A 24,812-nucleotide genomic window follows, 5' to 3' on the forward strand; every position below is an offset into this window, starting at 1 on the left:
CTGCGCCGCTACGTCACCCCGAGGCGCAGCGCGACCGAGCGGGCGTGCGCGGGCAAACCTTCGGCCTGCGCCAGGGCTACCGTTGCCGGACCGAGCACCGCCAGCGCAGCGGCGTCGAGCTGCAGGAAGCTCGTCCGCTTCATGAAGTCGAGCACGCCCAGCCCGCTGGCGAAACGCGCGCGGCGGCCGGTGGGGAGGACGTGGTTGGGGCCGGCTATGTAATCGCCGATCGCTTCGGGTGTGTGACGCCCGAGGAAGATGCTGCCGGCGTGGCGGACGCGGGCGAACAGCGGCTCCGGGTCGGCGACGGCGAGTTCCAGATGCTCGGGCGCGAGCCGGTCGACCAGCGGCATCGCCTCGGCGAGCGTGTCGACGAGCACGATCGCACCGTTCGCATCCCATGCCTGGCGCGCGACGGAGGCGGTGGCGAGATCGCCCAGCTGGCGGTCGACCGCGGCGGCGACCGCTTCGCCCAACACGGCGTCGTCGGTGAACAGGATCGACTGGGTGACGGTATCGTGCTCGGCCTGGCTGAGCAGGTCGGCGGCGATCCAGTCGGGATCGTTGCCGCGGTCGGCGACGACGACGATCTCGCTCGGCCCGGCGACCATGTCGATGCCGACGACGCCGTACAGCTGGCGCTTAGCTTCCGCGACCCAAGCATTGCCGGGGCCGACGATCACGTCCACCGGCGCGATCGGACCTGCGCCATAAGCCAGCGCCGCGACACCCTGCGCGCCGCCGACCCGCCAGATCTCGTCGACCCCGGCAAGGTGCGCGGCGGCCAGCACGAGCGGGTTGACCTGTCCGTCGGGGGTCGGGGTCACCATCGCGATCCGTTCGACGCCCGCGACCTTGGCTGGGATCGCGTTCATCAACAGCGAGCTGGGATAGGCGGCACGCCCGCCGGGGACGTAGAGCCCCGCCGCATCGACCGCCCGCCAGCGCGCGCCGAGGCGGACGCCCGCGTCGTCGCGGTAATCGCTGTCGGCCGGGCGCTGCTTCTCGTGATAGGCGCGGATGCGTGTCGCCGCGAGTTCGAGCGCCTCGCGCAGGACGGGATCAAGTGCTGTGAAGGCGGCGGCGCATTGCGCAGGTTCGATCCGCCAGCCTGTCTCGTTCAGGTCGAAGCGGTCGAACTGCCGGGTATAGGTCGCGACCGCCGCCTCGCCGCCGTGCTTTACCGCGCGCACGATCGCTACGACGTCGCGTGCGACGTCGGCGGCAGCCTCGCGGCGCGAGTTGACGAGGGCGTCGAACGCGGCGGCGAAGCCAGGATCCAGCGTGGAGAGGCGGATCACGCCGCCACCGATCGCCGGAACGCCTCGACCAGCGGCACGATCTCGGCGCGGGTCTTCATCGCCGCGCGGTTGACGATCAGGCGCGAGGTCACCTCCGCGATCACCTCGACCTCGACCAAGCCGTTCTCCTTCAGTGTCCGGCCCGAGCTGACCAGGTCCACGATCCGCGGCGCCAGCCCCAGCGTCGGCGCCAGCTCCATTGCGCCGTTGAGCTTGACGCACTCCGCCTGCACCCCGCGGCGGGCGAAATGCTGCGCCGTGACATGCGGGTATTTGGTGGCCACGCGCAAATGGCTCCACCCCCGCGGATCGTCGTGCGCCGCCAGCGCCGCGGGCTCGGCAACCGACAGGCGGCAATGGCCGATGCGCAGGTCGACCGGCGCATACAGCTCGCTGTAATCGAATTCGGCGAGCACATCGGACCCGACGATGCCCAGCTGTGCCGCGCCGTGCGCGACGAAGGTGGCGACATCGAAGGCGCGGACGCGGATCAGCTCGATGCCCGCGTCGTCGGTCGCGAAGCGTAACGCGCGGCTGTCCTCATCAAAGAACGCCGCCTCCGGCCGCACCCCTGCGCGCGCGAGCAGCGGCTGCGCTTCGACGAGGATGCGTCCCTTCGGCACGGCGATGATGAGCGGGTTGGCCACGGCCGCCGGGCTTTACGCACCGCCCTTCGCAGGTGCAACAAGCGCAGCAGGAGGACGGCATGGCGGGCGAAGCGAACAACCGGGGGGCGTTCCGGATCCAGGAATATTACTGCCGGCAGATGGGCGCGCCGCGTTACGCCGCCTTGTGTGCGGCGGTCGCCGATGGGCTGACGCGGGCGACCGCGGTCGGACGGCGACTGCTCGACTGGGCGGGGGAGCCGACCAGGGATGCGCTGCCGCTGCGCTTCATCGGCGGGCTGCATGCGCTGGTGCTGGCGGGAAAGGATGCCGGGCTGGCCCGCGTCTTTGCGGGGGAGGTGACGGAGGACGCGATCGCGGCCGGGCTGGAGCGGGTGCTGGCCGTGCATGAAGCCGACCTGTTGCCGTGGCTGGACGGGCCGCCGCAGACCAACGAGCCGGGGCGGTCGGCGGCGCTGATGTGCGGGCTGATGGCGGTCGCGCGGCGGCACGGGCCGCGGATCGAGGTGATCGAGATCGGATCGAGCGCGGGGTTGAACCTGCTGATCGGGCGGTACGGGTTCGACCTGGGGGGAACACGGGTCGGCCCGCCTGACGCGCCGATCGTGCTGACGCCGGCGTGGACGGGCGCTGCGCCCGAGCCGGTCGAGGTCGAGATTGTGTCGGCGCGCGGGTGCGATGTGGCGCCGATGGACGCGGCCGATCCGGCGGTCGAGGCGCGGCTGTCGGCCTATGTCTGGGCGGAGAAGCCCGAGCGGCTGGAGCGGCTGCGCGCGGCGATCGCGATGGTGCGCGACGAGGGGGTGCAGCTCGACCGCGCCGACGCCGCCGACTGGGTCGAGGCGCGGCTGGCCGAGCCGCAGGCGGCAAGCGTCACGCGGGTGCTGATGCACTCGGTCGTCTGGCAGTACCTGCCTGCCGGCACGCAGGCCCGCATCCGTGCCGCGATGCAGGCGGCAGGGGCGCGGGCGACGGCGGAACGGCCGCTCGGCTGGGTGATGATGGAGCCGAACCGCGCGATTGCGCACCAGGTGATGCGAGTACTGAGCTGGCCCGGCCATGCCGAGCCCGAGGTGCTGGGCGTCGCGCACGCGCACGCGGCGTGGATCAGATACGGCGCACCCGATACGGGCGAAGCGATCGAGCTGCCGGAGTCGGCGCAGGTCTGGCCCTAGACGCCCCAGTCGCGCATTGCCTTCAGCACGGCGGGCGCGTTTTCCCACGGCACGAAATGCCCCGCCTCGACCTTCGCCACCGTCAGGTCGGGGACCAGCGCGTCAAGTCCCGCCAGCTGCATCGGCAGCAGCGCGGTGTCGGCCATGCCCCAGATTACCAGCGTCGGCTGCGTCACCGGCGGGAAAGGGCCGTCGAGGAAGGCCGGGCGCGGCGGGTTCTCGTCCATGGCGGGCACGATCAGTGTCGACGCACGATACCAGTTGAGCATCGCGGTCATCGCACCGGGCTGACCCCACTCGTCGAGATAGGCGGCTCGGTCCGCGCCCATCACCGCGCGGGTCAGCACCTGCGCGAAGGTCGACGAGAAGAAATGCTCCAGTCCCGCGCCGACCAGCCCCTTGTCCAGCGAGGTGTCGCGGAAGCGGCGGATATACTGGCTGGCGGCGCGCTGGTCGCGGTGATCGAACAGCGAGCGCTGGAAGACGAACGGGTGGGGCGCGTTGACGATCACCAGTCGCGCCACCCGCGCCGGCTGCTGCAACGCGGCCAGCCATGCGATCGCGCCGCCCCAGTCATGGCCGACCAGCGTGAACCGCTCTACCCCGTAGTGGTCGGCCAGCGCGGTGAGGTCGGCGACGATCTTGTCGGGGGCATAGCTGTCGACCGATTGCGGCTTGGAGGAACGGGCATAGCCGCGCTGATCGGGGGCGAGGACGAAGTGGTCGTGCGCGAGATCAGGGACGATTGCTCGCCAGGTCCGGTGCGATTCCGGGAAGCCGTGAAGCAGGATCACCGCGGGCCGGTCGCGTGACCCCGCGATCTGGACGTCGAGATCGACGCCGGTCGGAAGCGCCACACGGTCGAGGGTGTCGGTCATCGCAATGGCCTCATGGATAGCTGACGGTCAGCGGGCGGTCGGGAAGGGGGATGAACTCGGCCGCGTCGTCGGGAACGGGCGTGAACGCGCCGCTGCGCCAGTCGCGCTTGGCCTGTTCAATCCGGTCGGGGCGCGAGGACACGAAGTTCCACCAGACGTGGCGCGGCCGCGCAAAGGCGTCGCCGCCGCACAGCATCACGCGGCCACCGGTCGCGGAGGCGAGCGTCGCAACGGCGCCCGGCCGCAGCACGTAGAGCCGCTGCGCCGCCAGCGGGACCCCGTCGAGCGTCGCTTCGCCCGCCGCCAGATACACTGCGCGTTCGTCGGCGCTGTCATCGATCGGCGTCCGCCCGCCGGGCGCGAGTGCGATCGCGGCGTAGACGGCGCCGGCGTGCGCGGTCGTCGGCGCTGCCGCCCCCCAGAGGCTGCCCATCACCACCCGCGCCGCCGCCCCGTCCGCGCCGATCACCGGCAGCGCGGCGGCGGGGATGTGCTCGAACGCCGGGTCGGTCTCCTCCAGCGCGTCGGGGAGCGCCAGCCAGGTCTGGATGCCCGACAGCACCGGGCCGTGCGACCGTTCATCGCCGGGCGAGCGCTCCGAATGGACAATACCGCGCCCGGCGGTCATCAGGTTGACCGCGCCCGGCTCGATCCGCTGCTTCGTGCCGAGCGAATCGCGATGGTCGATCGCGCCGTCGAACAGATAGGTGACGGTGGCGAGGTTGATGTGCGGGTGCGGGCGGACGTCAATGCCCTGCCCGGAGGCGAGCGTCGCCGGGCCCATCTGATCGAAAAACAGGAACGGCCCGACCATCGTCCGCGCGCGGGCGGGGAGAACGCGATGGACCTTGAACCCGCCGAGATCGTGGGTGACGGGCTCCAGCACCTGTTCGACGACGTCATCGAGCATCGGCGGGCTCCGTGGCGGCGAGCATCGCCGCAAGGTCGTCGGGATAGAGGCGTTCGGGATGGGCGGCCAGCGCCGCGGCGGTGAACCAGCGCCACTGCGTCATCACCCGCCGCTCCAGCGCGGTGTGGCCGCCGGTGTCGACCGCGCAGCCGTCGACGTCGACGCGGAACCAGCGCTCGTCGGCGATGACGTCGACCCCCTCGATGGTGCGGAACGCGACCGTTCGCTGCGCCACCTCCGGCCCGCAGTCGCGGTCGATCCCGACCTCCTCGCGCAGCTCGCGGCGCGCCGCCGCCGCATAGCTTTCGCCCGCGTCGAGCGCCCCGCCCGGCGTACACCAGAAGGGCGGGCGGTCGTTCGGCGTGAAGCGGAACAGCAGGACGCGCCCGTCGCCATCGACCAGCAGGATGCGCGCGGCGGGACGGGGCTGCCGGGTCATTCGGCCCCTCGTGTCTCGCCCGGCGCCATCGTGCGGATCGCGAGCGCGTGGATACCGCCGGGGGCAATCAGGTCGGCGAGCGCGTGGTTGACCAGCCGCTGGCGCGCGACGCGGGAGAGGCCGGCGAAGGCGGCGCTTTCGACCATCACGCTCCAATGCGTTTCGCCCGAGCCGTCGTCGCCCATGTGTCCCGCATGGAGATGGCTGTCGTTGCGCACCGTCAGGATGGTCGGGACAAGCGCGGTGGCGAGGCGGCGCTCGATTTCGGGCGCGAGCCGGGGCTTGTGAGCGGGTTGCGGCGTGGCGGGGTCGGGCATCACCGCCTACATAGCGCGGTTCGATCCCCAAGGCATGAGCGGAGTAGGCGTGACGGAAGAGAAGCGGGAGCGTGCGGGACCGCGCTTTCATGGGCGAGTGGAGGCAAACGGGCGGGGGTGTGCGGAGCCGGGCTGCGACGGCCCCGGGGAGTTTCGCGCGCCCGCGCTCGACGTGCCGGTCGCCGGACGCGACGGCCCCCCGCCGTTCCGCTGGCTATGCCTGGACCATGTGCGCGCGTTCAACAGCCGCTATAATTTCTTCAGCGGGATGAGCGCCGAGGAGATCCATCAGGCGCAGCGCCCCCATGCCGGGTGGGAGCGCGAGACGCGCGCCTTCGCCAGCGCGGGCGACCGGGGACCGCGCTGGGCGGACTTCACCGATCCGCTGGACGCGATCGCCGCGCGGTATCGCCGCGAGCCTGCGCCCGAGCGCGGCGATGGCAAGCCGCTGTCGGGCGAGGACCGCGCGAGCCTGAAGGTGCTGGGGCTGGCGTCTGATGCCGACCGCACCGCGCTCAGGCGGCGCTATTCGGAACTCGTCCGCCGCTATCACCCCGACCGCAACGGCGGCGACCGCAGCCACGAGGCCATGCTGCGCGCAGTGATCGACGCCTATCAGCAGCTCCGCCAGGCCCCGGCGTTCGCCTAATCCCGATCCGGCGCGCCGAGCGGGAAGAGGTGGCGATACGGGCGCGCCTCCTCGACGCAGCGCGCCACCGATGGGCGGGCGAGCAGTTTCGCGCGGTGCGCGCGCAGCGTCGCGAGCGTCGCCGGAATCGGCGATACCAGTCGGCGTAGAACAGGCTGGGCGCGGCGGCGCAGTCGGCGAGCGTGAAGGTCTCGCCCGCGGTCCAGGCGCGCCCGGCGAGGCGCGCGTCGAGCCACGCATAGATCGCGTCCAGCTCTTGCGCCGCCTGCGCGACGCCGAACGGGTCGCGGGCGTTGGCGGGGCGCAGCGCATCGGCGACATGCTTGTTCATCGGCGTCATCACATAATCGTCGAAGATGCGCGTCATCATCCGCATCTCCACTGCCGCCGCCGGGTGGTCGGGCAGCAGCCTGGCGGGGCCGGGGTGGACCCGGTCGAGATGCTCGACGATCGCATCGGTCTCGACGATCACCTGCCCGTCGTCGACCAGCACCGGCATCTTCCGCAGCGGCCAGGCTTGGGCCCAGGCGGCGGCGTCGGCGGGCCGATCGGGCCCGAGCAGCCGCAGCGCGAACGGCGTGTCGTGCTCGTAGAGCGCGATCAGCACCTTCCAGCAATAGGAGGAGAAGGGGTGGCCGAACAGCTCGATCACCAGCTGCCCTCGGCCATCGCGCGCTGCCGTGCCCGTTCGCGGTCGCTCGGCGGCGGCAGGTCGGGGGGCGTGCCGGTCCTGACCGCACCGGCGATCGCGTAATGGCCGACCGTGACGCCGTGCTCGCCGACGGCATGGCCGGTCAGCCGCAGCGCCCCGGGCGGCGTTCCGTCGCCGAACAGCCGCTTGCCGCGGCCGAGCACGACCGGAAAGGTCATCAGGATCAGCCGGTCGATCAGTCCGGCGGCGAGCAGCGGCGGGTAAAGCGTCGACGATCCCTGGATCAGCAGGTCGGGGCCGTCGCTCTCCTTCAGCGTCCCGACCGCGTCAGTCCCGGCGAGGCGGCGGCTGTTCGCCCAGGGCAGCGGGTCATCATGCCGGGTGACGACATGCTTGGTGGCGGCGGTGAGCGCCTGGCCCATCCCCGCCTCGTCGCCGGTGACATAGGGCCAGTGCGCGGCGAAGATGTCGTACGTGCGCCGCCCGAGCAGCAGGTCGTAGGGCGGGGTGAACACCTCGCCCAGCGCAGTCTCCACCACCGGGTCCCACACCCCGAACACCCAGCCGCCATTCGCGAAGCCGCCGGTCGGGTCCTCGGTCGGGCCACCGGGCGCCTGCATCACGCCGTCGAGCGAGACGAAGGCGGCCCCGGTCAGCCTACGCATCGGCGGTCTCCCCCGCCCGCGCCGCCTCGATCGCGGCGACGTCGACCTTCTTCATGCTCATCATCGCGGTGAAGGCGCGCTTGGCCTCGGCGCCGCCTGCCCGCATCGCGTCGGTCAGCGTGCGCGGGGTGATCTGCCAGTTCAGCCCCCAGCGGTCCTTGCACCAGCCGCACATGCTCTCCTCCCCGCCATTGCCGACGATCGCATCCCAATAGCGATCGGTCTCCGCCTGATCGTCAGTGGCGATCTGGAAGGAAAAGGCCTCGCTCTGCGGAAATTGCGGGCCGCCGTTAAGGCCGAAGCAGGCGACGCCGCAGACCGTGAACTCGACACCGATGACGTCGCCGGCCTTGCCGCTGGGATAATCGGCGGGCGCGCGCTGGACGGCGGTGACGGCGCTGTCGGGAAAGGTCGCGGCGTAGAAGCGTGCGGCCTCCTCCGCGTCGCCGTCGTACCACAGGCAGATCGTCGCCCTGCTCATGGCTGTTCTTCCTTGCCCGGCCCGACCAGCGCGAAGCGCGCGCCTTGCGGGTCTTCGCCCATGACGATGCGCTGTCCACCAGGCACGTCGTGCGGGCCCATGGTGATCGTGGCCCCGCCAGCGGTGGCGCGGTCGATCGCGGTGTCGAGGTCGGGGACGCTGAAATAGAAGTTCCAGCGCGACGGCTGATCGCCTTCCGGCTGCATCAGCGCGCCCAGCACCGTGTCACCCAAGTGCAGGAAATGATAGCCGCCCATCGGCCCCATGTTCATCGTCTCCGGGTTCTCCCACCCGAACACCGTCCGGTAAAAGGCGAGTGCGCCCGGGGCGTCGCTGGTCCATAGCTCGTTCCAGCTGCAATGGCCGTCGACCGGCGCGGGGGAGAACGCGGTGCTGGTCCCGTCGGTCGCGCCGCGCATGACGTAGAAGGGCGCGCCCTGGGGGTCGGCGAACAGCGCGACGCGGCCGACATTGGGGATGTCCCAGGGCGGCATCAGCACCGCGCCGCCCGCCGCGCCGACCTTGGCTGCGGTCGCATCGACATCGTCAACGCCGACATAGAAGAGCCAGCCCGGTTTCGCGCCGCCCCCCTGCATTTCCTCGGTCAACGCCATTACGCCGCCGACATTGCCGTCAGGGGCGGTGATCATCCGATAATCCATCGGCCCGGCGGGCCGCGCCTCGATCGTCCAGCTGACTGCCGCGTCGTAAAAACGTTTCGCGCCGTCCACGTCGGGGGTGAGCAGTTCGTACCAGATCGGCGTGCCGTGTGGATTGGCCATGTGTCGTCTCCCTATGCGTCGAGCAGTGCGCAAAAGCCGCCGAAGATCAGCCGCTTGCCGTCGAACGGCATCGGCGTGTCATCTGGCTGCATGCGCGGATCGGCCATCACCTTTGCCATGCCGGCATCGCGCGTCCCTTTGTCGGGCCATTCGATCCAGGAAAAGACGACCGCCTCGCCCTCCGCCGCCGCGACGGCGCGGTAGAAGTCTGTCTGCGTGCCCCGCGGTACGTCGTCGGCCCAGCTCTCCACCACCCGCGTCGCGCCGTACTCCCTGAAGATTGGCGCCATCTTTGCCGCAAAGTCGCGATAGGCGTCGGCACCGACCCCCGCTTTGATCGGCGCGAGGAACCCATCGATATACGTCATCACCGTCTCTCCCGCTTCACAAGGTGGAACGCACCGCGCGCGCGCGTCAAGCGGACGCTCAGACGGGCAGCGCGCGCGCCGCGATCGCTAGCGCCGTCACCATGAAGGCGGCCATAGCCGCCAGCAGCGCCCGCATCGTCACGCCGCCTCGGTCTGCAGCTGCTGCTGCATCGCCTCTAACGCCCCCATGTCCATATGGAACGGGCCAAAGCCGTGGCCGTCCAGGTCCTCGAATGCACGACTGTACATGAAGCCCTGATCCTCCGGCTCGTGTGCCTCACGCCCGCCCGCCGCAATCGCGGCCTCGGTCAGCGTATCGACCTCGGCGCGGCTGTCGAGCCCCAGCGCGACCAGTATCTGGCTGAAGGTGCGCGCGTCGACGATCTGCTTGGGCGTCAAGGTGGCATAGAACGCCTTGTCGAGCACCATGATCGTGATCGTATCCGTCCACATCAAGGAGGAGGCGTGGGCACCGGAAAACTGCTCGTTCTTTGTCAAGCCGAGCGCTTCGTAAAAGGCGGTCGACTTCGCCACGTCGGCGACCGGCAGGTTGATGAAGATCATCTTGGCCATTGGTTGCTTCTCCCGAATCACGATTTGCCTTCGATGCGTCCATCGGTTATGAAAAGCAACCATGAAGTCAGAAAGAGTAACTGATATCGATCGCGGCGTGGGTATGCGCTGGTATGACGACGCCTGCGGTACCGCGCTGGCGATGGAATTGGTCGGCGAGCGCTGGTCGCTGCTGATCGTGCGCGAACTGATGTTCGGACCGCGGCGCTTTTCCGAGCTGAAGGGCGGGCTGAACGGGATCAGCGCCAACGTGCTGACGCAGCGGCTCGACGGGCTGGCGCGCGCCGGCATCATTGAACGGCGCCGGCTGCCCTCGCCTGCCAACGCGCAGGTTTATGACCTCACTGACTGGGGCCGCGAGAGCGAGCGCTCGATCCAGGAGCTCGGCCGCTGGGCGGTGCGCTCGCCGCGGCACGACGTGACGTTGCCGCTCAGCCCGGCGTCGATGATGATGAGCTTCCGCACCATGTATGCGGGCGGCGGCAGCGGCGTGTTCGGCTTCCGGCTCGGCGCCGACAGCTTCGTCGCGCGGCCGGGCGACACGTTCGCGGTCGAGCGCGGCGACCCCGTGGGCGCGGACGCGGTGTTCGTCGCGGCCGATGCGCCCGCGCTGGCGGGCTATATCTATGGCGGCGTGGCGCTCGCGGCGTTGGAGGCCGAGGGCGTGCTGCGGGTGACAGGCGATCGCGCCGCGGCCGAGCGGTTCCGCGAGCTGTTTCCGCTGCCGCCCAAGCTCGCGGCTTGACGCGGGAGGCTTCCGTTCGCACTGGATAAAGCCAATCTTGCTCAGGCTTCGTCCATGACCGATCTCCCCAACACCCAGCCCGACAGCCGCGAGGCGACCGTCCTCGCCGCGCCCGACAAGACGATCAGCGTCCGTGAGCTGTTCGGGATCGACACTGACATGCAGGCTCCCGCCTTTAGCGAGGCGGACGAGCGCGTACCCGACCTCGACCCCGCCTATGTGTTCGACGCCGACACCACGCTGGCGATCCTGGCCGGCTTTGCGCACAACCGGCGCGTGATGGTGCAGGGCTATCACGGCACCGGCAAGTCGACCCATATCGAGCAGGTCGCGGCGCGGCTGAACTGGCCGTGCATCCGCATCAACCTGGACGCGCATATCAGCCGCATCGACCTGATCGGCCGCGACGCGATCGTGCTGCGCGAGGGGCAGCAGGTGACCGAGTTCCGCGAGGGGCTGTTGCCGTGGGCGCTGCAGACCCCGACCGCGCTGGTGTTCGACGAGTATGACGCGGGCCGCCCCGACGTCATGTTCGTGATCCAGCGCGTGCTGGAGACCGAGGGCAAGCTGACGCTGCTCGACCAGAACCGCGTGATCCGGCCCAACCCCTGGTTCCGCCTGTTCGCGACCGCGAACACGGTGGGGCTGGGCGACACCAGCGGGCTGTACCATGGCACCCAGCAGATCAACCAGGGGCAGATGGACCGCTGGAACATCGTCGTCACGCTCAACTACCTCCCCGCCGCGGTCGAGGCGCAGATCGTGCTCGCCAAGTCGGGCGAGTACGACCACGCCGGCGGCAAGAAGGAGGTCGACGCGATGGTGCGCGTCGCCGACCTGACCCGCAAGGGCTTCGTCAACGGCGACATCTCGACGGTGATGAGCCCGCGCACGGTGATCACCTGGGCGCAGAACACGCTGATCTTCGGCGATGTCGGCTTCGCGTTCCGGTTGTCGTTCCTCAACAAGTGCGACGAGGCGGAGCGGCCGCTGGTGGCGGAATATTATCAGCGGGTGTTCGGCAAGGACCTACCGGAAAGCGTGGTGGGGAAGGGTTGATGGCTCCGGCGGGCTAAGCTACCTAGCCCGTCCGGAGGTAAGCGATGGCCGAGGCCGATCCGCGCAAGACGTTCAACGTCCATGACGCCAAGTCCAATCTGTCGCGGCTGATGGACCGGGCCCGCGCCGGGGAGGAAATCGTCCTCGCCAAGGCGGGAGAGCCGTGGGCGAAGCTGGTACGGGTCGACAGGACGGAGCCGATCCGCCGCAAGCCCGGAGGATGGCCCGCCGCGCGCGATCTCCCCCTGGAGGTCTGGAGCGAGCCACTATCCGAAGAGGAACTCGCGGCCATCGACGATCGGCCCGAGCAAGAGCGACACTGATCGGTGTTTTTGCTGGACACCGTGGCGCTGGTGACCTGGTGGGGCGACTCCCCCCGGTTGGGCGCGCAAGCGCGAACAACGCTGGAGCGATCTAGCGAGGCGATGTTCGTCAGTCCGGTGAGCGTCTGGGAGATCGCCAACAAGAACCGGCTCGGGAAGTTGCCCGAGTTCGACGGTTTCGGCGACGAGTGGACAGGGCTGATCCGTCGCGATGCCTTCACCTTGCTTCAGGTCAGCGGCGACCATGCGATCCGGGCCGGTTATCTGAAGGGGCCGCATCGCGATCCGTTCGATCGCCTCATTGCGGCTCAGGCTTTGGAGGAAGGTTTGGTCGTCCTCACGAACGATGGCGAAATAGCCGCCTTCGGCTGCGAGGTGCTGTGGTGAGCGTGGACACCCCCCTCGACCGCTTCAAGGCCGTGCTCGCGGGCACTGCGCGGGCGATCGCGGACGAGCCGGAGGTGGAGTTGGCCTTCACCGCCGACGCGCCGGTTCAGTCGGGCAAGCATCTGAAGGTGCCGATGCCCGCCCGCCAGCTGCCCGCCGAGCAGGTGGCGGAGGCGCGGGGGTTTGCGGACGGGTTCGCGCTGAGGCTCAAGCACCATGATCCTGCGCTGCACGGGCGCGGCGCGCCGGCCGACCCGGTGGCGCGCGCGGTGTTCGATGCGATCGAGGGCGCGCGCGTCGAGGCGTTAGGGTCGCGCGGCTATGCGGGGATCGGCGACAATCTGGCGACCGCGCTCGACGTCCGGCTGCGCAGCGATCCGATCACCCGCGCGCGCACCCGCGACGAGGTGCCGCTGTCGACCGCGCTGTCGCTGCTGGTGCGCGAGCGGCTGACGGGGCGGGCGTCGCCGGCCGCGGCCGATGCGGGGCTGGCGCTGATCCGGCCGTGGGTCGACGAGTGTGCCGATCTGGACGCGCTGGCGCTGGCGATCGACGACCAACGCGCGTTCCAGGCGCTGGCGATGACCCTGCTCGAACAGCTGCAGCTGGTCGACGGCGATGCTGCCCCCGATCAGGCGGACGAGGGCGGGGCGGACGAGGAAGGGTCGGATCAGGCTGAAGGCGAGCAGGAAGAGGATGGCGAGCAGCAGGGCGGCGAGGGCGAGGCCGAGGTCGAGGCGCGCGGCGAGCAGTCGGAGGCGGACGAGCAGAACGGCGACGGCGAGGAGCGCGGCGAGCAGGATGCCGAGGGCGCGGAAGGAGAACCCGGTGACGAGGGCGAGGAGGGGATGCAGCCGGTGCGTCCCAACCGCCCGCCCGCCGACCTATCGCCGCAATTCGACTACAAGAGCTGGACCACGCAGTTCGACGAGGTCGTCGCCGCGACCGAGCTGTGCGACGCCGACGAACTGACGCGGTTGCGCGGCTATCTCGACCAGCAGCTCGTGCATCTGCAATCGGCGGTGTCCAAGCTCGCCAACCGGCTGCAGCGGCGGCTGATGGCGCAGCAGAACCGGTCGTGGGACTTCGACCAGGAAGAGGGAATGCTCGACGCCGCGCGCCTGGCGCGCGTGGTGGTCAGCCCGGGCTCATCGCTTTCCTACAAGGTCGAGCGCGAGACCGATTTCCGCGACACGGTGGTGACCCTGCTGATCGACAATTCGGGATCGATGCGCGGGCGGCCGATTTCGATCGCGGCCATTTCCGCGGACATCCTGGCGCGGACGCTGGAGCGGTGCGGGGTCAAGACCGAGATACTGGGCTTCACGACGCGGGCGTGGAAGGGCGGGCAGGCGCGCGAGACCTGGCTCGCCGCAGGCCGCCCGCCGCAGCCGGGGCGGCTCAACGACGTCCGCCACATCGTCTACAAGAAGGCGGACGAGCCGTGGCGGCGCGCGCGGGCCAGCCTGGGGCTGATGATGCGCGAGGGGCTGCTCAAGGAGAATATCGACGGTGAGGCACTGCTCTGGGCGCATGCGCGGCTGCTGGCGCGGCCGGAGGAGCGGCGCATCCTAATGGTGATCAGCGACGGCGCGCCGGTCGACGATTCGACCCTGTCGGTCAACAGCGGCTCGTATCTGGAGCGGCATCTGCGCCAGGTGATCGGCTGGATCGAGGGCAAGTCGCCGGTCGAGCTGGTCGCGATCGGCATCGGCCACGACGTGACGCGCTATTACGAACGCGCGGTGACGATCATGGACGCCGAGCAGCTGGGCGGCACGATCATCGAGCAGCTGGCGGCGCTGTTCGACGCGGACGGGCGCTGACGCCGGCGGCGCGGCAAGCCCGCCAGACGCGGTTTCTCGCGCGAGCGCCGCATCCCTGCTACCCCTGGTCTGGGGAAGCGGGGCGGAAGCGATGATCGACGAGCGCGATAGTACAGGCAGGGCGGCGGTGCGCTGGTGGCGCATCGCCGCCCTGCTGCTCGCGGCCTATGCCGTGTTTACCTGTGCGGAGTTCGCGCTGTGGGATGCGCACCGGCTGCCGGGCACGGGCACGATCGGCGTCGAGCAACTCGATATGGCGATCGATCCGGCCGGTCCGGCGGGCACCGTCCGGGTAGCGGCGGTGGCGGCGGGGTCGCCGTTCGCGGCCGCCGGCGTCAGGGTGGGCGATCGGCTGCACTTCCGTCCAGCCTATGACTATCTGCGCTATCGGCAAGCAGGAGAGACCGTCCACGCCGTTGTCGAGCGCGACGGGCGCGCGATGCCGGTCAGCGTCACGGCGGCGCCGCGCACCGGCGCGCCCGACTGGGACGGCGTGCGCTTCTACCTCGGCAATCTGGTGCCCGCCCTGTTCGGCGGGTTGATCGTCTGGCGCAGCCGCCGCGGCGTCGCCGGGCTTTTGCTGGGCACCGCAATGGTCGTCTTCGGGCCGCCGTCGCCGTCGGCGATGATGTGGGAGGGCGCCTCGCCGGCGGGGTTCCTGTTCTTCGCGACGCTCAACCGGGTGTGCATCGTCGCCGTCGGCTTCTTCCTGCTGGCCTTCGCGATGCGCTTCGTCGCCGAGAGCGTCGGCGGGGTCGGGCGGCGGCAGTGGCAGGCGCTCAAGCTCTACGGCGTAGGCTGCATCCCCGTGCTGGCCGTCTGGACCTGGTGCGATCTGACCGCGACCAGCCTGCCGGCGATCGGCAACGGGAGCGGGCTGGTGGCGGCGATCGGCTATGTCGGGTTTGCGGCCAGCCTGTTCTATCTCGCGCTCGGCTGGCTGCGGACGGCCAAGGCGGAACGCAACCGGTTCGCGCTCTTCTTCGCGGGCGTCGCGGCGTTCGTCGTGGCCCAGACCATCTCCTTCGTCGTGTTCGTCAACCTGTCGGCCATGTACTCGGCGTCGCACCCGTTGCTGGCCGTCGCCGAGCTGCTGAGCGGAGTCGTCGCGCCGGGGCTGCTGACCCACGCCATCCTGCGTCACCGCGTGCTCGACATCGGCTTCATCCTCAACCGGACGCTCGTCTACGGCGCGGTCAGCGCGGTGCTGCTGGTCGCGTTCGGGCTGATCGAGCGCGGCGTCGACGAACTGGTGACCATCGAGGGGCGCGAGCAAAACGCGCTGGTCGATGCGGGAATTGCGCTGGGCGTCTACTTAGTTTTCCATCGCTTTCGCCACACCGCAGAGCATTGGACCGAATCCTTCTTCTTCCGCGAATGGCATCATAAAGAAGCAGCGCTGCGCCGCGCGATCGAGCACGCCGGCTTCATTAACAGCACCGACGCGCTGCGTGCTTCGGCGCAGATGGCGCTCGGCCGGTTCTGTGATGGAGCCGCGGTCACGGTTTACCGCCACAGCAAGGGTGGACATTTCATCGAGGCTGACGGCGTCGTCGTCGATGGGGACCATCCCGCGGTCGTTGAAATGCGTGCCGAGGCGAGACCGGTGCGGCTTGAGGGACGCGGACCGGACGCCGCTGAACTGGGGCTGCCGATGGCTCATCGACGCGAGCTGATCGGGTTTATCCTGATCGGCGCAAAGCCGGGCGCAACCGATTACCGGCCGGACGAAGTCGACCTGCTCGGCTGGGCCGCGCATCAGATCGGGCAGGACTTCCATACCTTGGAAATGGACCGGCTGGAGACAATGGTTCGGGTGCAAGCGGAGCATATCACCGTCCTGCAGGCGCGATACGATGAGCGCGTTGGCGCAGGGCCGGCAGCCCGCCCCGCATGACGATCGACGCGCCGCGCGGCAGCTTCGCGGGCCCGGTGAAGCGCTCGGTGACGATTGCGGGGCACCCAACGTCGATCAGCCTGGAGCCGGTGTTCTGGGCCGCGCTGGAAACGGCGGCCGTTCGGCGCGCCCTGCCGCTGTCCGCGTTGGTGGCGGAGGTGGATGTGCTGCGGATCGGACAGGCACGGCCACCCAACCTGGCCAGCGCGCTACGCAGCTGGTTGTTGCGCGAAGTTGCAAATCCCTCGCAATAGCGTTGACTCTGCGAACGCCTCGCAATAGCGGACGTGGCGAAGGGAGCCTCGCTTGGCAAAGTCCGTTTCATTCGTGGCGCTGTCGTGCATCAGCGCATTCACGACCGCACCCGCTGTTGCGTCCGCCTCACCCGACCCCACCGCCGGACCCGACGATCAGCGTCGTGCCGACGTCGTCGTTCAGGGCCAGCGGCAGGAACAGCCCAGCGACCCGAAGCAGGTCGCGCCGCTGGTCGACACACCGCGTTCGATCGTCGTCCTCCCCGCCGAGGTGATTGCGCAGACTGGCTCCAACTCGCTGCAGGACGCGCTGCGCACTGTGCCGGGCATCACCTTCGGCGCGGCGGAGGGCGGCAACCCGATCGGCGACCGCCCCTTCATCCGCGGCTTTGACAGCCAAGGCTCGATCTATGTCGACGGCGTCCGTGATCTCGCGTCGCAGACCCGCGAGGTGTTCGCGGTCGATCAGGTGCAGATCGTCCGCGGCTCGGATTCGACGCTGGGCGGGCGCGGCTCCGCGGGCGGCACGCTCAACATCATCTCGCGGCTGCCGCGAACCGGCAACTTCGGTTCGGTGCTCGCGAGCTATGGCGAGGCGGACTACAAGCGCGTCTCGGGCGATCTCAACCTGCAGGTCGCGCCCAACGTCGCGTTCCGCATCCAGGGCGTGTGGCACGACCAGGATTTCGCCGGGCGCGATGCGATCTATGCACGGCGCTGGGGCGTGGCACCGGCGGTGACGATCGGACTGGGCCAGCCGACGCGGCTGACCGCGAGCTATTATTATCTGGAAAGCCACGAGCTGCCCGACAGCGGCATCCCGTACCTCTACACGATCGGCAATGCGCCAGGGACGGGCAACGTCCTGTCGCAGCCCGCGATCGGCCGCGTGACGCTGGCGAACGGCACCACCGGCACGGTCGATCGCTCCGCCTTCTACGGGCTCGCCGACCGCGACTTCCGCAACGCGACGACGCATCAGGCGATGTTGCGCGTCGAGCATGATTTCGGCAGCCTGACGCTGCGCAACACCGCGCGGTTCAGCCACAGCGATCAGGCATATATCTTCCTGCTGCCCGACGACAGCAACGGCAACGTTTATGGCACCACCGCGACGAATACCGGCGCCAACCTGACCAGCGGCGGCTACGTGTGGCGGCGCGGCAACACACGCTATGGCTATACCGAAAGCATCATCGACCAGACCGACCTGTACGGCCGCTTCCACACCGGCGGCATTGAGCATTCGATCGCGCTCGGCACCGAGTTCGCCTGGGAAAAGGCGCGGCGCGGCACCTTCGTCACGCGCGGTTATCTCAACGCCGCGGGCACCGAGATCCTGTCGACCGGCTCGACGATCACGCCCCGCTGCAACACCGGGACGGTGGCGCGCTATTACTGCACGAGCCTGTTCGCGCCCAACCCCTACGACCCGTGGGTGAACTACACGTCCGACACCTCGACCACGCCCGCGGCGATCGTGCGCAGCGCGGCCCAGGAGGAGACGCAGAACGACGGTATGACGCGGGCGGCCTACGCGTTCGATTCGATCACGCTGACGCCGCGGCTGATCCTCAACCTGGGTGCGCGCTACGACCGGTTCACCTCGGTGATCCGGCCCGGCGGCACCTATACGACGGCGACGCAGGTCCAGCTCCGTCGGGTCGACTCGCTGTTTAACTGGCAGGCGGGGCTCGTTTTCAAGCCGACCCGCGACACCAGCCTGTATGCGAGCTACGCCACGGCGGCGACGCCGCCCAATTCGCTGCTCGGCGAAGGACGCGAGGACAATGCGCTGCCGACGACGGCGACGGCGGCCAACCTGCAGCTGCTCGATGACCTGAAGCCGCAGAAGACCCGGTCCTACGAGGTCGGGGCGAAGGGCGCGTTGTTCCACGAGCGGCTGCAGCTGGGCGCGGCGGCGTTCCAGACGGATATCGACAATGCGCGTGTGACCAGCGACAGCAACACCGTCGCGTTCATCGGCCGCAGCCGCATCCGCGGCGTCGAGCTGACCGCCAGCGGCACGGTGCTCCCGGGCTGGGCGGTGTTCGGCGGCTATACCTATCTCGATCCGGTCATCGTCGATGGCGGGTCGACGGCGCTGACGGCGGCGGCGGTGGGGACGCGGGCGGCGCAGGTGGTGCTGGTGCCTTCGGTCAACACGGGCAAGCAGCTGCCGCAGACGGCGCGCAACCAGTTCACGGGCACTACCAATGTCGAGCTGTTCCACGGCTTCCAGATCGGCGGCTCGGCGCTCTACACCTCGCGGCAATATGGCGGCTATGCCGACAACCGGACCGCCACGCAGACCGCGGGCGGGGTGGTGACTGTAACGCCCGCAACCAGGGTGCTGTACCGGTCGATCCCCGGTTACTGGCGGTTCGATGCGCGCGCGAGCTGGCAGGTCGCGCCGCACCTGGAGCTGTCGGTCAATGCGCAGAACCTGACGGACAAGGTGTATTTCAGCCAGGCCTATGCCAGCCATTATGCGACCATCGCGCCCGGACGGACCGTGTTCGGCGCGGTCGGGGTGAAGTTTTGAGCACGCTCGTCAAAATCCTCCCCGGCACGGGGAGGGAGACCGCCGGCGAAGCCAGTGGTGGAGGGGGGGCCGGCACAGGCGGTGTGCGCGCGGCGCGCCCCCTCCACCAGCCTGCGGCTGGTCCCCCTCCCCGTGCCGGGGAGGAGTGGGCGGAGGCGCTGGCCGGTCCGGCGCGCGCCCAGGTCATCCGCGAGGCGGCGGAGGCGGGGCTGGCCGAGGCACAGGCGGTGCTGGGCCAGATGCTGCTCGACGGCACCGAGGTGGCGGGCGATGCGCGCGCGGGCTTCGGCTGGTTCATGCGCGCGGCGGCGCAGGAGCATGTCCTCGCGCTCAACATGGTCGGGCGCTGCTACGAGCTGGGCTGGGGCGTCGCGCCCGATCCCGCGCGCGCGGCCGACTGCTACCGCGTCGCGGCCGGGCGGGGGCTGCCCGAAGCGATGTACAACTGGGCGACGCAGCTGACGCTGGGGCGCGGCGTCGCGGCGGACAAGGCGGCGGCGCTCGGCTGGCTGCGGCGCGCGGCGGCGACCGGCTATGCCAAGGCGGAGAACTTCGTCGGCTCGTTCCATGAGGACGGCTGGGCGACCCCGGTCGACCTGCTCGCCGCGGCGCAATGCTATGCCCGCGCGGCGCACGGGGGCGACTTCCGTGGCTGCTTCAACCACGCCCGCATACTCGTCCGCAAGAAGCGTGTGCGCGAGGCACTGCGCTGGGTGGAGCAGGCGCTGGCGCTGGGCACGCCACGCTTTCGCGAGCAGGTCCGCGACTGGCTGGAGGGGCAGGGCGATGCGGAGCTGCGGCTGCGCGGGGTGGCGGCGGCGGACCGGTGCTGACAGTCGTTCCGGGGCTGCTCGACGCTGCGGCCGTCGCGCAGGTGCGAGCGGTGATCGACGCGGGACCGTGGGCGGACGGCAATGCCACCTCGGGCGCACAGTCCGCGCTTGCCAAGGCCAACGAGCAGCTGCCGGAAGACTGCGACGCCGCGCGGGCGGCGGGGGCAATCGTCCTCGACGCGCTCGCCGCATCGCCGCTGTTCGTGGCGGCGGCGCTGCCGCTCAAGGTCTTCCCGCCGCTGTTCAACCGATATGCCGGGGGTCAGGCGTTCGGCACCCATGTCGACAACGCCATCCGTATCCGGCGAGGCAGCGACTTCCGGATCAGGAGCGACCTGTCGGCGACGCTGTTCCTCGCGCATCCGGGCGATTATGACGGCGGCGAGCTGGTGATCGAGGGCCAATTCGGCGAGCAGCGGGTGAAGCTGCCCGCGGGCGATCTGGTGGTGTACCCCGCGTCGAGTCTCCATCGTGTCGAGCCGGTGACGCGGGGGTCGCGGGTCGCGAGCTTCTTCTGGGTGCAGTCGATGGTGCGCGACGACGCCGCGCGACGGGTGCTGTTCGAGCTGGACGAAGGTGTGCAGGCGGTCGCCGTGCGGCTGGGGCAGGGCGATCCGGCGGCGGTGAAGCTGACCGGCGTCTATCACAATCTATTGCGGCGCTGGGCGGAGCTGTGACAGGCGCTTGGCCGACAGGAATGGTGGCATGACCAAGCTGAAATGGCGGCGGACCTGGTTTTCGGTCCATAAATGGATCGGGCTGATCCTGGCGATCCTCATCATCCCCCTGTGCCTGTCGGGTGCGGCGCTGGTGTATGGACAGGCGCTCGATCACGCGCTCAATCCGCAGCGCTACGCCACCACCGGTGCGCAACTGCTGCCCGCCGACCGCTACGCCGCCGCGGCGATGATGCGCGCGGCGCCGGGGGAGCGCGTGGCGCAGCTGACCTATGCGGAAGGTGGCGGCGGTCCCGTGCAGGTCGCGCTTGCGCCTGCGGTAGGCGGCGCGGCGCGCGGCGGGCCGCCCGCGCGGACAGTCGTGTATCTCGAGCCGCGGACGGCGCGCGTGCTCGACGTCGCGTCGAGCAATGGCGGGCTGATCCGCTTCATCCACCAGCTACATGGGTCGTTGCAGGTTCCGGGCGGCTGGGGGCGCACGATCGTCGGCTGGATAGGGGTGGCGATGATGATTTCGGCGTTCACCGGGCTGTGGCTGTGGTGGCCGACGATCGGCAGCGTGCGGCGCGCGCTGCACTGGGGGCGGCACCGTAACCTGGACACCAACATCCACCAGACGCTGGGCTTCTGGATCTGCCTGCCGCTGTTCGTGCTGTCGCTGACGGGCGCGTGGATCGCGTTTCCGGCGTTCTTCGGCACCCTGACCGGCGGCGTCGCGCCGCGCGGGCCCGACCGGACGATGCAGGCGCGGGCGCGGCCGGTCGCGACGACGCGGCTGACCGCGCAGACGGCGGTGGCGCGGGCGGGAATGATCCTGCCCGGCGCGGTGCGCTCGGTCACCTGGCCGACCGAACGCAAGCCCGACTGGACGGTCGCGATCGGCGCGGCGCGGGGCCGTGGCGTGTCGGTGGCGGACGACGGCGGCGTCGCGGCGCTTGCTCCGGACCAGGGCGTCGCGGGCGGGCAGAACCGGCTGGTCCGCGGCATCCATGAAGGCAGCGTCGGCGGGCCGGTGTGGCGGCTGATCGTGTTCGTCGCCGGGCTGATCCCGGCGGTGCTGGCGGTGACCGGGGTGGTGATGTGGTGGCGGGCCAGGGGATGGAAAGCGCAGCTGCGCGCGCGGCAAGTGGCGCGAGCCTGAACCATCTCCCCTGCAGACCGGGGGAGGTGAGGCTATCGTCCCAGCAAAACCCGCGCCTGGCCGGCGATCTGGGCCAGCATGGCCGCGTTTGGCTGCGCGGCGTGGCGGGCGCGGTCGATCACCTGCTTGAACTGCGCGACGCGGGCGGCGTTGGTGGCGAGCCAGGCATCAACCGTCGTCTGCGGATCGGCGGCTCCCCCGCGCGCCAGGAACTGCAGCCGCAGCTGCTGGAAATCCCGCGCGAGCCCAGCCAGCAGCAGCCGCTCCCACGGGTCGGACGAGGCGATCCGCGCCGCCGTCGCCTGCGCCCAGTCGAGGCCCAGTGCCTGGCCCAGCGAGGTGAAAGCGCGCGTCAGCACCGTCTCGTCCAACCTCAGCCGCTCGCCCAGATCGGCGAGCCCGACCGCGCCGTCGAGCTGGAACAGCCGCACCACCCGCGTGGCGAGATCGGCGGGGGCGCCGGCGGACTGGAGCTGGCGGGCGATGCCGTCGCTCTGCGCGCGGCCCTCCTCCAGCAGCAGCGCCTCGGTCGCGCGATCGAGCGCGTCGATACCGCGCCCCAATCGCTCCAGCACAGGCCCGACCGCCGCGCCCGCACCCGTCACCCGCAGCAGGTCGGCGATGTGCGAACGCGTCGCCGCCGCCACCTCGTCAAACAGCAATAAGCGTGCGGCCTCGGGCATGGCCGCGGCCTCGATCGCGGCCCACAGGTCGTCGAGCCCGAACAGCCGCTCCGCCACCACGAACATCGCCGCGATGTCGCTGAGCGCCGCGCCTTCCTCCTCCGCCAGCTCGAAAGGGTAGAGCACGCCCATGCGGTTGACGAGGCGGTTGGCGAGCTTGGTCGCCACGATCTCGCGGCGCAGGCGATGGCCGTCGATCGCCGCGGCGAAGCGCTCGCGCATCGCGGGAGGGAAGGCGGCGTGGAGATCGGGCAGCAGCTCGGCCTGATCGCCCAGCATCCCGTGCTCGATCGCCTCCTGCAGCGCCAGCTTGGCGGTGGCGAGCAGCACCGACAATTCGGGCCGCGTCAGCCCGCGCCCCTCCTGCCCGCGCCGCAGCAGCTCCTCGTTCGCCGCCAGCCCCTCCACCCTGCGGTCGAGCCGCCCGCTGCCCTCAAAGATCTCGATCGCGCGGACATAGGAGGGGATGGCGGTCGCGCCGTCGCGTTCCATAAACGAGAGCGCGAGCGTCTGGAGCCGGTTGTCCTCCAGCACCAGATGCGCGACATCGTCAGTCATCGACGCGAGCAGCGCGTTGCGGTCCGCTTCCGCCAGCCGGCCCTCGATCATCTCGCGGTTGAGCGCGATCTTGATGTTGACCTCGTTGTCCGAACAGTCGACGCCCGCCGAATTGTCGATGAAATCGGTGTTGATCCGCCCGCCGCGCGCCGCAAACGCGATCCGCGCCGCCTGTGTCACGCCCAGGTTCGCGCCTTCGCCGATCGTGCGGACGCGCAGCTCCTCGGCGTCGACGCGCAGCCGGTCATTGGCGGGGTCGCCGACCGCGACGTTGTTCTCCGCCGCCGCCTTCACGTAGGTGCCGATGCCGCCGAACCAGAGCAGGTCGGCGGGCGCCTTCAGGATGGCGCTGATGAGCTCCCGCTTGACCGGCCCCAGGGTCCGCCTCCAGCCTGCCGCCAACCTGTTAGGACACGCCCGATGATGCTGCGCCCCGCCCGCCTGGCCATGGCCCTCCTGCTCACGACCCCAGCCGCCGCCCTCGCCCAGCCCGCCTCCTCGCCCGCGGCGAGCGCTGCGCCCGCCCCGCCCGCCGACCTCAAGCTCTTCCCCGACAGCCGCGTGGTGACGCATGAGCGGATCAGCGTGGAGATCACGGGCAAGGGGCCCGACATCGTGATGATCCCGGGCCTCGCCTCCTCGCGCGAGACCTGGCGGGGAACGGCCGAGCGCCTGCGCGGCCGCTACCGCGTGCACCTGGTGCAGGTTGCGGGCTTCGGCGGCGAGCCCGCGCGCGCCAACGCCAGCGGGCCTTTCTTCGACCCCACCCTGGCCGAGATCGACGCCTATTGCGCCACGCTGAAGCGGCCGATCGTGATGGGCCACAGCCTGGGCGGCACGTTTGGCCTGGCCTTGGCGCAGAAGCGTCCCGAGCACCTGTCGAAACTGCTGATCGTCGATTCCCTGCCCTTCTACGGCGTGCTCATGGGCGGACCCAACGCGACGGTGGAGACGGTGAAGCCCATGGCCGAGGCCATGACCAAGCCCGGCGGCGCCGGCGGCTTCTCGCCCGCCCAATACCGCCAGATGATCGCCGCCATGGTCACCGCCCCCGCCGATGTGGAGCGGGTGCTCGGCTGGGGCCAACGCAGCGACGGGCGCGTGGTGGCCCAGGCCATGCACGACGATATGCTGGCCGACCTGCGCCCCGGCCTCGCCGCCATGAAGACGCCTGTGACCGTGATCTACGAGACGCCGATCGCCGCGGCGGTCACCACCGGCTATGCGCCGCTCACCACGAAGACGCTCGTGCCCGTGGCCGACGCCAAGCACTTCATCATGTACGACCAGCCCGCGCGCTTCGACGCCGAGGTCGACGCCTTCCTCAAGCGCTGAGGCTCAGCCCAGCGCGGCCACCAGCGGCCCCGCGAGGCTCGCATCGATCAGGATCGTCAGCGCCTGCAGAAGCAGGATCAGCACGATCGGGCTAAGGTCGAGCCCGCCCAGGGGCGGAATGACGCGCCGGATAGGCGCCAGGATCGGCGCGGTCACCTGATCGAGCATCGTGGTGAAACGGTAGACGTTGGGATTGCGCACGTTCAACACGTTGAACGCGATCAGCCACGACAGGATGGCCGAGATGATCACCGCCCAGATCACCAGGCTGATCGCGGCGTGCAGAAGAAAGAGGATGGCTTGGCCCATGGGGCTCCTCGAAGGGTTCCGGCTCCCCGTCTAGCCGCCCGCGCCCCCGCCCACAACGCGCAGCCGCCAGGCGCCCTCCCAGACGCCCGCCTCGCCTTGACAGCCAAGGGGCTCGCCCGCTATCTGCCGCCTCCCTCAAGGGGGGCCGTAGCTCAGTTGGTAGAGCGCCTCGTTCGCAATGAGGAGGTCAGGGGTTCGACTCCCCTCGGCTCCACCAGGAAATCAATGGGTTAGCACGACCGCCGGGAGCGCCTGAAAAGCCCGCTACCACCCCGCTACCCAGAGATCGAATTTCGTGGACCCTGGTGGAAATTGCAGATCAGGCGCTGCTTATGCCTCGACCTAAGCGGCCGCCACTCCCTCTACCAGACCGGGCACCACAATCACTGGCGCTTGATCAGATTGATCACGAAATCGCCGAATG

General features: G+C 70.0%; 26 protein-coding genes, 1 tRNA gene and 2 pseudogenes. 15 read left to right on the forward strand and 14 right to left on the reverse strand.

What is annotated here, in order from left to right:
- Positions 1 to 8 precede the first annotated feature (8 nt).
- Both hisD and hisG read right to left on the reverse strand, forming a co-directional pair.
- The gene (gene hisD / locus ACP2AD_RS06530) at positions 9 to 1,301 is read right to left on the reverse strand and encodes a histidinol dehydrogenase (RefSeq protein ID WP_425229281.1); all 1,293 of its coding nucleotides are present in this window, start codon (positions 1,299 to 1,301) and stop codon (positions 9 to 11) included.
- Positions 1,298 to 1,948, reverse strand: a complete 651-nt coding sequence (hisG, locus tag ACP2AD_RS06535; RefSeq protein WP_425229282.1) for an ATP phosphoribosyltransferase — start codon at positions 1,946 to 1,948, stop codon at positions 1,298 to 1,300. Before hisG ends, hisD begins: the two co-directional genes overlap by 4 nt.
- A 59-nt stretch (positions 1,949 to 2,007) precedes the next feature.
- Here hisG and ACP2AD_RS06540 point away from each other — a divergent pair, with 59 nt between their 5' ends.
- Positions 2,008 to 3,102: a DUF2332 domain-containing protein gene (locus ACP2AD_RS06540; RefSeq protein ID WP_425229283.1), complete on the forward strand. Its 1,095-nt coding sequence runs from the start codon at positions 2,008 to 2,010 to the stop codon at positions 3,100 to 3,102.
- Here ACP2AD_RS06540 and ACP2AD_RS06545 read toward each other — a convergent pair.
- From ACP2AD_RS06545 to ACP2AD_RS06560, 4 genes are read right to left on the reverse strand one after another with little or no spacing between them, the layout of a single operon-like run.
- The gene (locus ACP2AD_RS06545) at positions 3,099 to 3,980 is read right to left on the reverse strand and encodes an alpha/beta fold hydrolase (protein ID WP_425229284.1); all 882 of its coding nucleotides are present in this window, start codon (positions 3,978 to 3,980) and stop codon (positions 3,099 to 3,101) included. The genes ACP2AD_RS06540 and ACP2AD_RS06545 overlap by 4 nt on opposite strands.
- Positions 3,981 to 3,990: 10 nt before the next feature.
- A complete protein-coding gene (locus ACP2AD_RS06550; protein ID WP_425229285.1) occupies positions 3,991 to 4,890 on the reverse strand; it encodes a pirin family protein in 900 nt (299 codons plus the stop codon).
- A complete protein-coding gene (locus ACP2AD_RS06555; protein ID WP_425229286.1) occupies positions 4,880 to 5,329 on the reverse strand; it encodes an NUDIX hydrolase in 450 nt (149 codons plus the stop codon). The genes ACP2AD_RS06550 and ACP2AD_RS06555 overlap by 11 nt, the downstream gene beginning before the upstream one ends.
- Positions 5,326 to 5,646, reverse strand: a complete 321-nt coding sequence (locus tag ACP2AD_RS06560) for a BolA family protein (RefSeq protein ID WP_425229287.1) — start codon at positions 5,644 to 5,646, stop codon at positions 5,326 to 5,328. Before ACP2AD_RS06560 ends, ACP2AD_RS06555 begins: the two co-directional genes overlap by 4 nt.
- A 34-nt stretch (positions 5,647 to 5,680) precedes the next feature.
- On the opposite strand from ACP2AD_RS06560, the gene ACP2AD_RS06565 reads away from it, so the two are divergent.
- Positions 5,681 to 6,295, forward strand: coding sequence for a J domain-containing protein (locus tag ACP2AD_RS06565; protein ID WP_425229307.1), 615 nt, complete (start codon positions 5,681 to 5,683; stop codon positions 6,293 to 6,295).
- A 199-nt stretch (positions 6,296 to 6,494) separates the two neighbouring features.
- Here the strand turns inward: ACP2AD_RS06565 and ACP2AD_RS06570 are convergent.
- The 6 genes and pseudogenes from ACP2AD_RS06570 to ACP2AD_RS06595 all read right to left on the reverse strand — a co-directional run.
- Positions 6,495 to 6,947, reverse strand: a pseudogene (locus ACP2AD_RS06570) (glutathione S-transferase family protein); the annotation flags it as partial.
- The gene (locus tag ACP2AD_RS06575; RefSeq protein WP_425229288.1) at positions 6,944 to 7,612 is read right to left on the reverse strand and encodes a dihydrofolate reductase family protein; all 669 of its coding nucleotides are present in this window, start codon (positions 7,610 to 7,612) and stop codon (positions 6,944 to 6,946) included. The pseudogene ACP2AD_RS06570 and the gene ACP2AD_RS06575, both read right to left, overlap by 4 nt.
- Positions 7,605 to 8,093: a VOC family protein gene (locus ACP2AD_RS06580; protein ID WP_425229289.1), complete on the reverse strand. Its 489-nt coding sequence runs from the start codon at positions 8,091 to 8,093 to the stop codon at positions 7,605 to 7,607. The genes ACP2AD_RS06575 and ACP2AD_RS06580 overlap by 8 nt, the downstream gene beginning before the upstream one ends.
- Entirely contained in the window at positions 8,090 to 8,875 is a 786-nt protein-coding gene (locus ACP2AD_RS06585) for a VOC family protein (RefSeq protein WP_425229290.1), read from the reverse strand. Before ACP2AD_RS06585 ends, ACP2AD_RS06580 begins: the two co-directional genes overlap by 4 nt.
- A gap of 11 nt (positions 8,876 to 8,886) precedes the next feature.
- Entirely contained in the window at positions 8,887 to 9,243 is a 357-nt protein-coding gene (locus ACP2AD_RS06590) for a DUF1428 domain-containing protein (protein WP_425229291.1), read from the reverse strand.
- A 138-nt stretch (positions 9,244 to 9,381) separates the two neighbouring features.
- Positions 9,382 to 9,816: a VOC family protein gene (locus ACP2AD_RS06595; RefSeq protein ID WP_425229292.1), complete on the reverse strand. Its 435-nt coding sequence runs from the start codon at positions 9,814 to 9,816 to the stop codon at positions 9,382 to 9,384.
- Positions 9,817 to 9,877: 61 nt separating this feature from the next.
- Between ACP2AD_RS06595 and ACP2AD_RS06600 the strand changes: the two genes are divergently transcribed.
- The 11 genes from ACP2AD_RS06600 (at position 9,878) to ACP2AD_RS06650 (ending at position 21,503) form a co-directional block, all read left to right on the forward strand.
- A complete protein-coding gene (locus tag ACP2AD_RS06600) occupies positions 9,878 to 10,561 on the forward strand; it encodes a winged helix-turn-helix transcriptional regulator (RefSeq protein WP_425229293.1) in 684 nt (227 codons plus the stop codon).
- 54 nt (positions 10,562 to 10,615) lie between these two features.
- On the forward strand, positions 10,616 to 11,620 hold the full coding sequence (gene cobS / locus ACP2AD_RS06605) for a cobaltochelatase subunit CobS (RefSeq protein WP_425229294.1): 1,005 nt from the start codon (positions 10,616 to 10,618) through the stop codon (positions 11,618 to 11,620).
- Positions 11,621 to 11,664: 44 nt separating this feature from the next.
- Positions 11,665 to 11,943, forward strand: a complete 279-nt coding sequence (locus ACP2AD_RS06610) for a type II toxin-antitoxin system Phd/YefM family antitoxin (protein WP_425229295.1) — start codon at positions 11,665 to 11,667, stop codon at positions 11,941 to 11,943.
- A 9-nt stretch (positions 11,944 to 11,952) separates the two neighbouring features.
- Positions 11,953 to 12,330: a type II toxin-antitoxin system VapC family toxin gene (locus ACP2AD_RS06615; protein ID WP_425229296.1), complete on the forward strand. Its 378-nt coding sequence runs from the start codon at positions 11,953 to 11,955 to the stop codon at positions 12,328 to 12,330.
- On the forward strand, positions 12,327 to 14,156 hold the full coding sequence (gene cobT, locus ACP2AD_RS06620; RefSeq protein ID WP_425229297.1) for a cobaltochelatase subunit CobT: 1,830 nt from the start codon (positions 12,327 to 12,329) through the stop codon (positions 14,154 to 14,156). Before ACP2AD_RS06615 ends, cobT begins: the two co-directional genes overlap by 4 nt.
- 91 nt (positions 14,157 to 14,247) lie before the next feature.
- Positions 14,248 to 16,053 (forward strand): hypothetical protein, encoded by a 1,806-nt coding sequence (locus ACP2AD_RS06625; RefSeq protein ID WP_425229298.1) that lies wholly within the window; start codon positions 14,248 to 14,250, stop codon positions 16,051 to 16,053.
- Positions 16,050 to 16,307 carry a ribbon-helix-helix domain-containing protein gene (locus ACP2AD_RS06630; protein WP_425229299.1) on the forward strand — a complete coding sequence of 86 codons (258 nt, stop codon included), beginning with the start codon at positions 16,050 to 16,052 and terminating at the stop codon, positions 16,305 to 16,307. The genes ACP2AD_RS06625 and ACP2AD_RS06630 overlap by 4 nt, the downstream gene beginning before the upstream one ends.
- A 52-nt stretch (positions 16,308 to 16,359) precedes the next feature.
- The gene (locus tag ACP2AD_RS06635) at positions 16,360 to 18,852 is read left to right on the forward strand and encodes a TonB-dependent receptor (protein WP_425229300.1); all 2,493 of its coding nucleotides are present in this window, start codon (positions 16,360 to 16,362) and stop codon (positions 18,850 to 18,852) included.
- On the forward strand, positions 18,849 to 19,685 hold the full coding sequence (locus ACP2AD_RS06640) for a tetratricopeptide repeat protein (protein ID WP_425229301.1): 837 nt from the start codon (positions 18,849 to 18,851) through the stop codon (positions 19,683 to 19,685). Before ACP2AD_RS06635 ends, ACP2AD_RS06640 begins: the two co-directional genes overlap by 4 nt.
- A gap of 14 nt (positions 19,686 to 19,699) precedes the next feature.
- Positions 19,700 to 20,362 carry a Fe2+-dependent dioxygenase gene (locus ACP2AD_RS06645; RefSeq protein WP_425229308.1) on the forward strand — a complete coding sequence of 221 codons (663 nt, stop codon included), beginning with the start codon at positions 19,700 to 19,702 and terminating at the stop codon, positions 20,360 to 20,362.
- 28 nt (positions 20,363 to 20,390) lie between these two features.
- A complete protein-coding gene (locus ACP2AD_RS06650; protein ID WP_425229302.1) occupies positions 20,391 to 21,503 on the forward strand; it encodes a PepSY-associated TM helix domain-containing protein in 1,113 nt (370 codons plus the stop codon).
- 32 nt (positions 21,504 to 21,535) lie between these two features.
- Here ACP2AD_RS06650 and ACP2AD_RS06655 read toward each other — a convergent pair.
- Positions 21,536 to 23,101 (reverse strand): annotated as a pseudogene (locus ACP2AD_RS06655) (NAD-glutamate dehydrogenase domain-containing protein); the annotation flags it as partial.
- A gap of 63 nt (positions 23,102 to 23,164) precedes the next feature.
- Here ACP2AD_RS06655 and ACP2AD_RS06660 point away from each other — a divergent pair.
- Positions 23,165 to 24,079, forward strand: a complete 915-nt coding sequence (locus ACP2AD_RS06660; RefSeq protein WP_425229303.1) for an alpha/beta fold hydrolase — start codon at positions 23,165 to 23,167, stop codon at positions 24,077 to 24,079.
- Between the two features lie 3 nt (positions 24,080 to 24,082).
- Here ACP2AD_RS06660 and ACP2AD_RS06665 read toward each other — a convergent pair whose 3' ends face one another.
- A complete protein-coding gene (locus tag ACP2AD_RS06665) occupies positions 24,083 to 24,388 on the reverse strand; it encodes a YggT family protein (RefSeq protein ID WP_425229304.1) in 306 nt (101 codons plus the stop codon).
- A gap of 141 nt (positions 24,389 to 24,529) precedes the next feature.
- Between ACP2AD_RS06665 and ACP2AD_RS06670 the strand changes: the two genes are divergently transcribed.
- Positions 24,530 to 24,605 (forward strand) — tRNA-Ala (locus ACP2AD_RS06670).
- Positions 24,606 to 24,812: the final 207 nt, after the last annotated feature.

This window comes from Sphingomonas sp., assembly GCF_965248875.1.
Taxonomy (GTDB): Bacteria; Pseudomonadota; Alphaproteobacteria; order Sphingomonadales; family Sphingomonadaceae; genus Sphingomonas.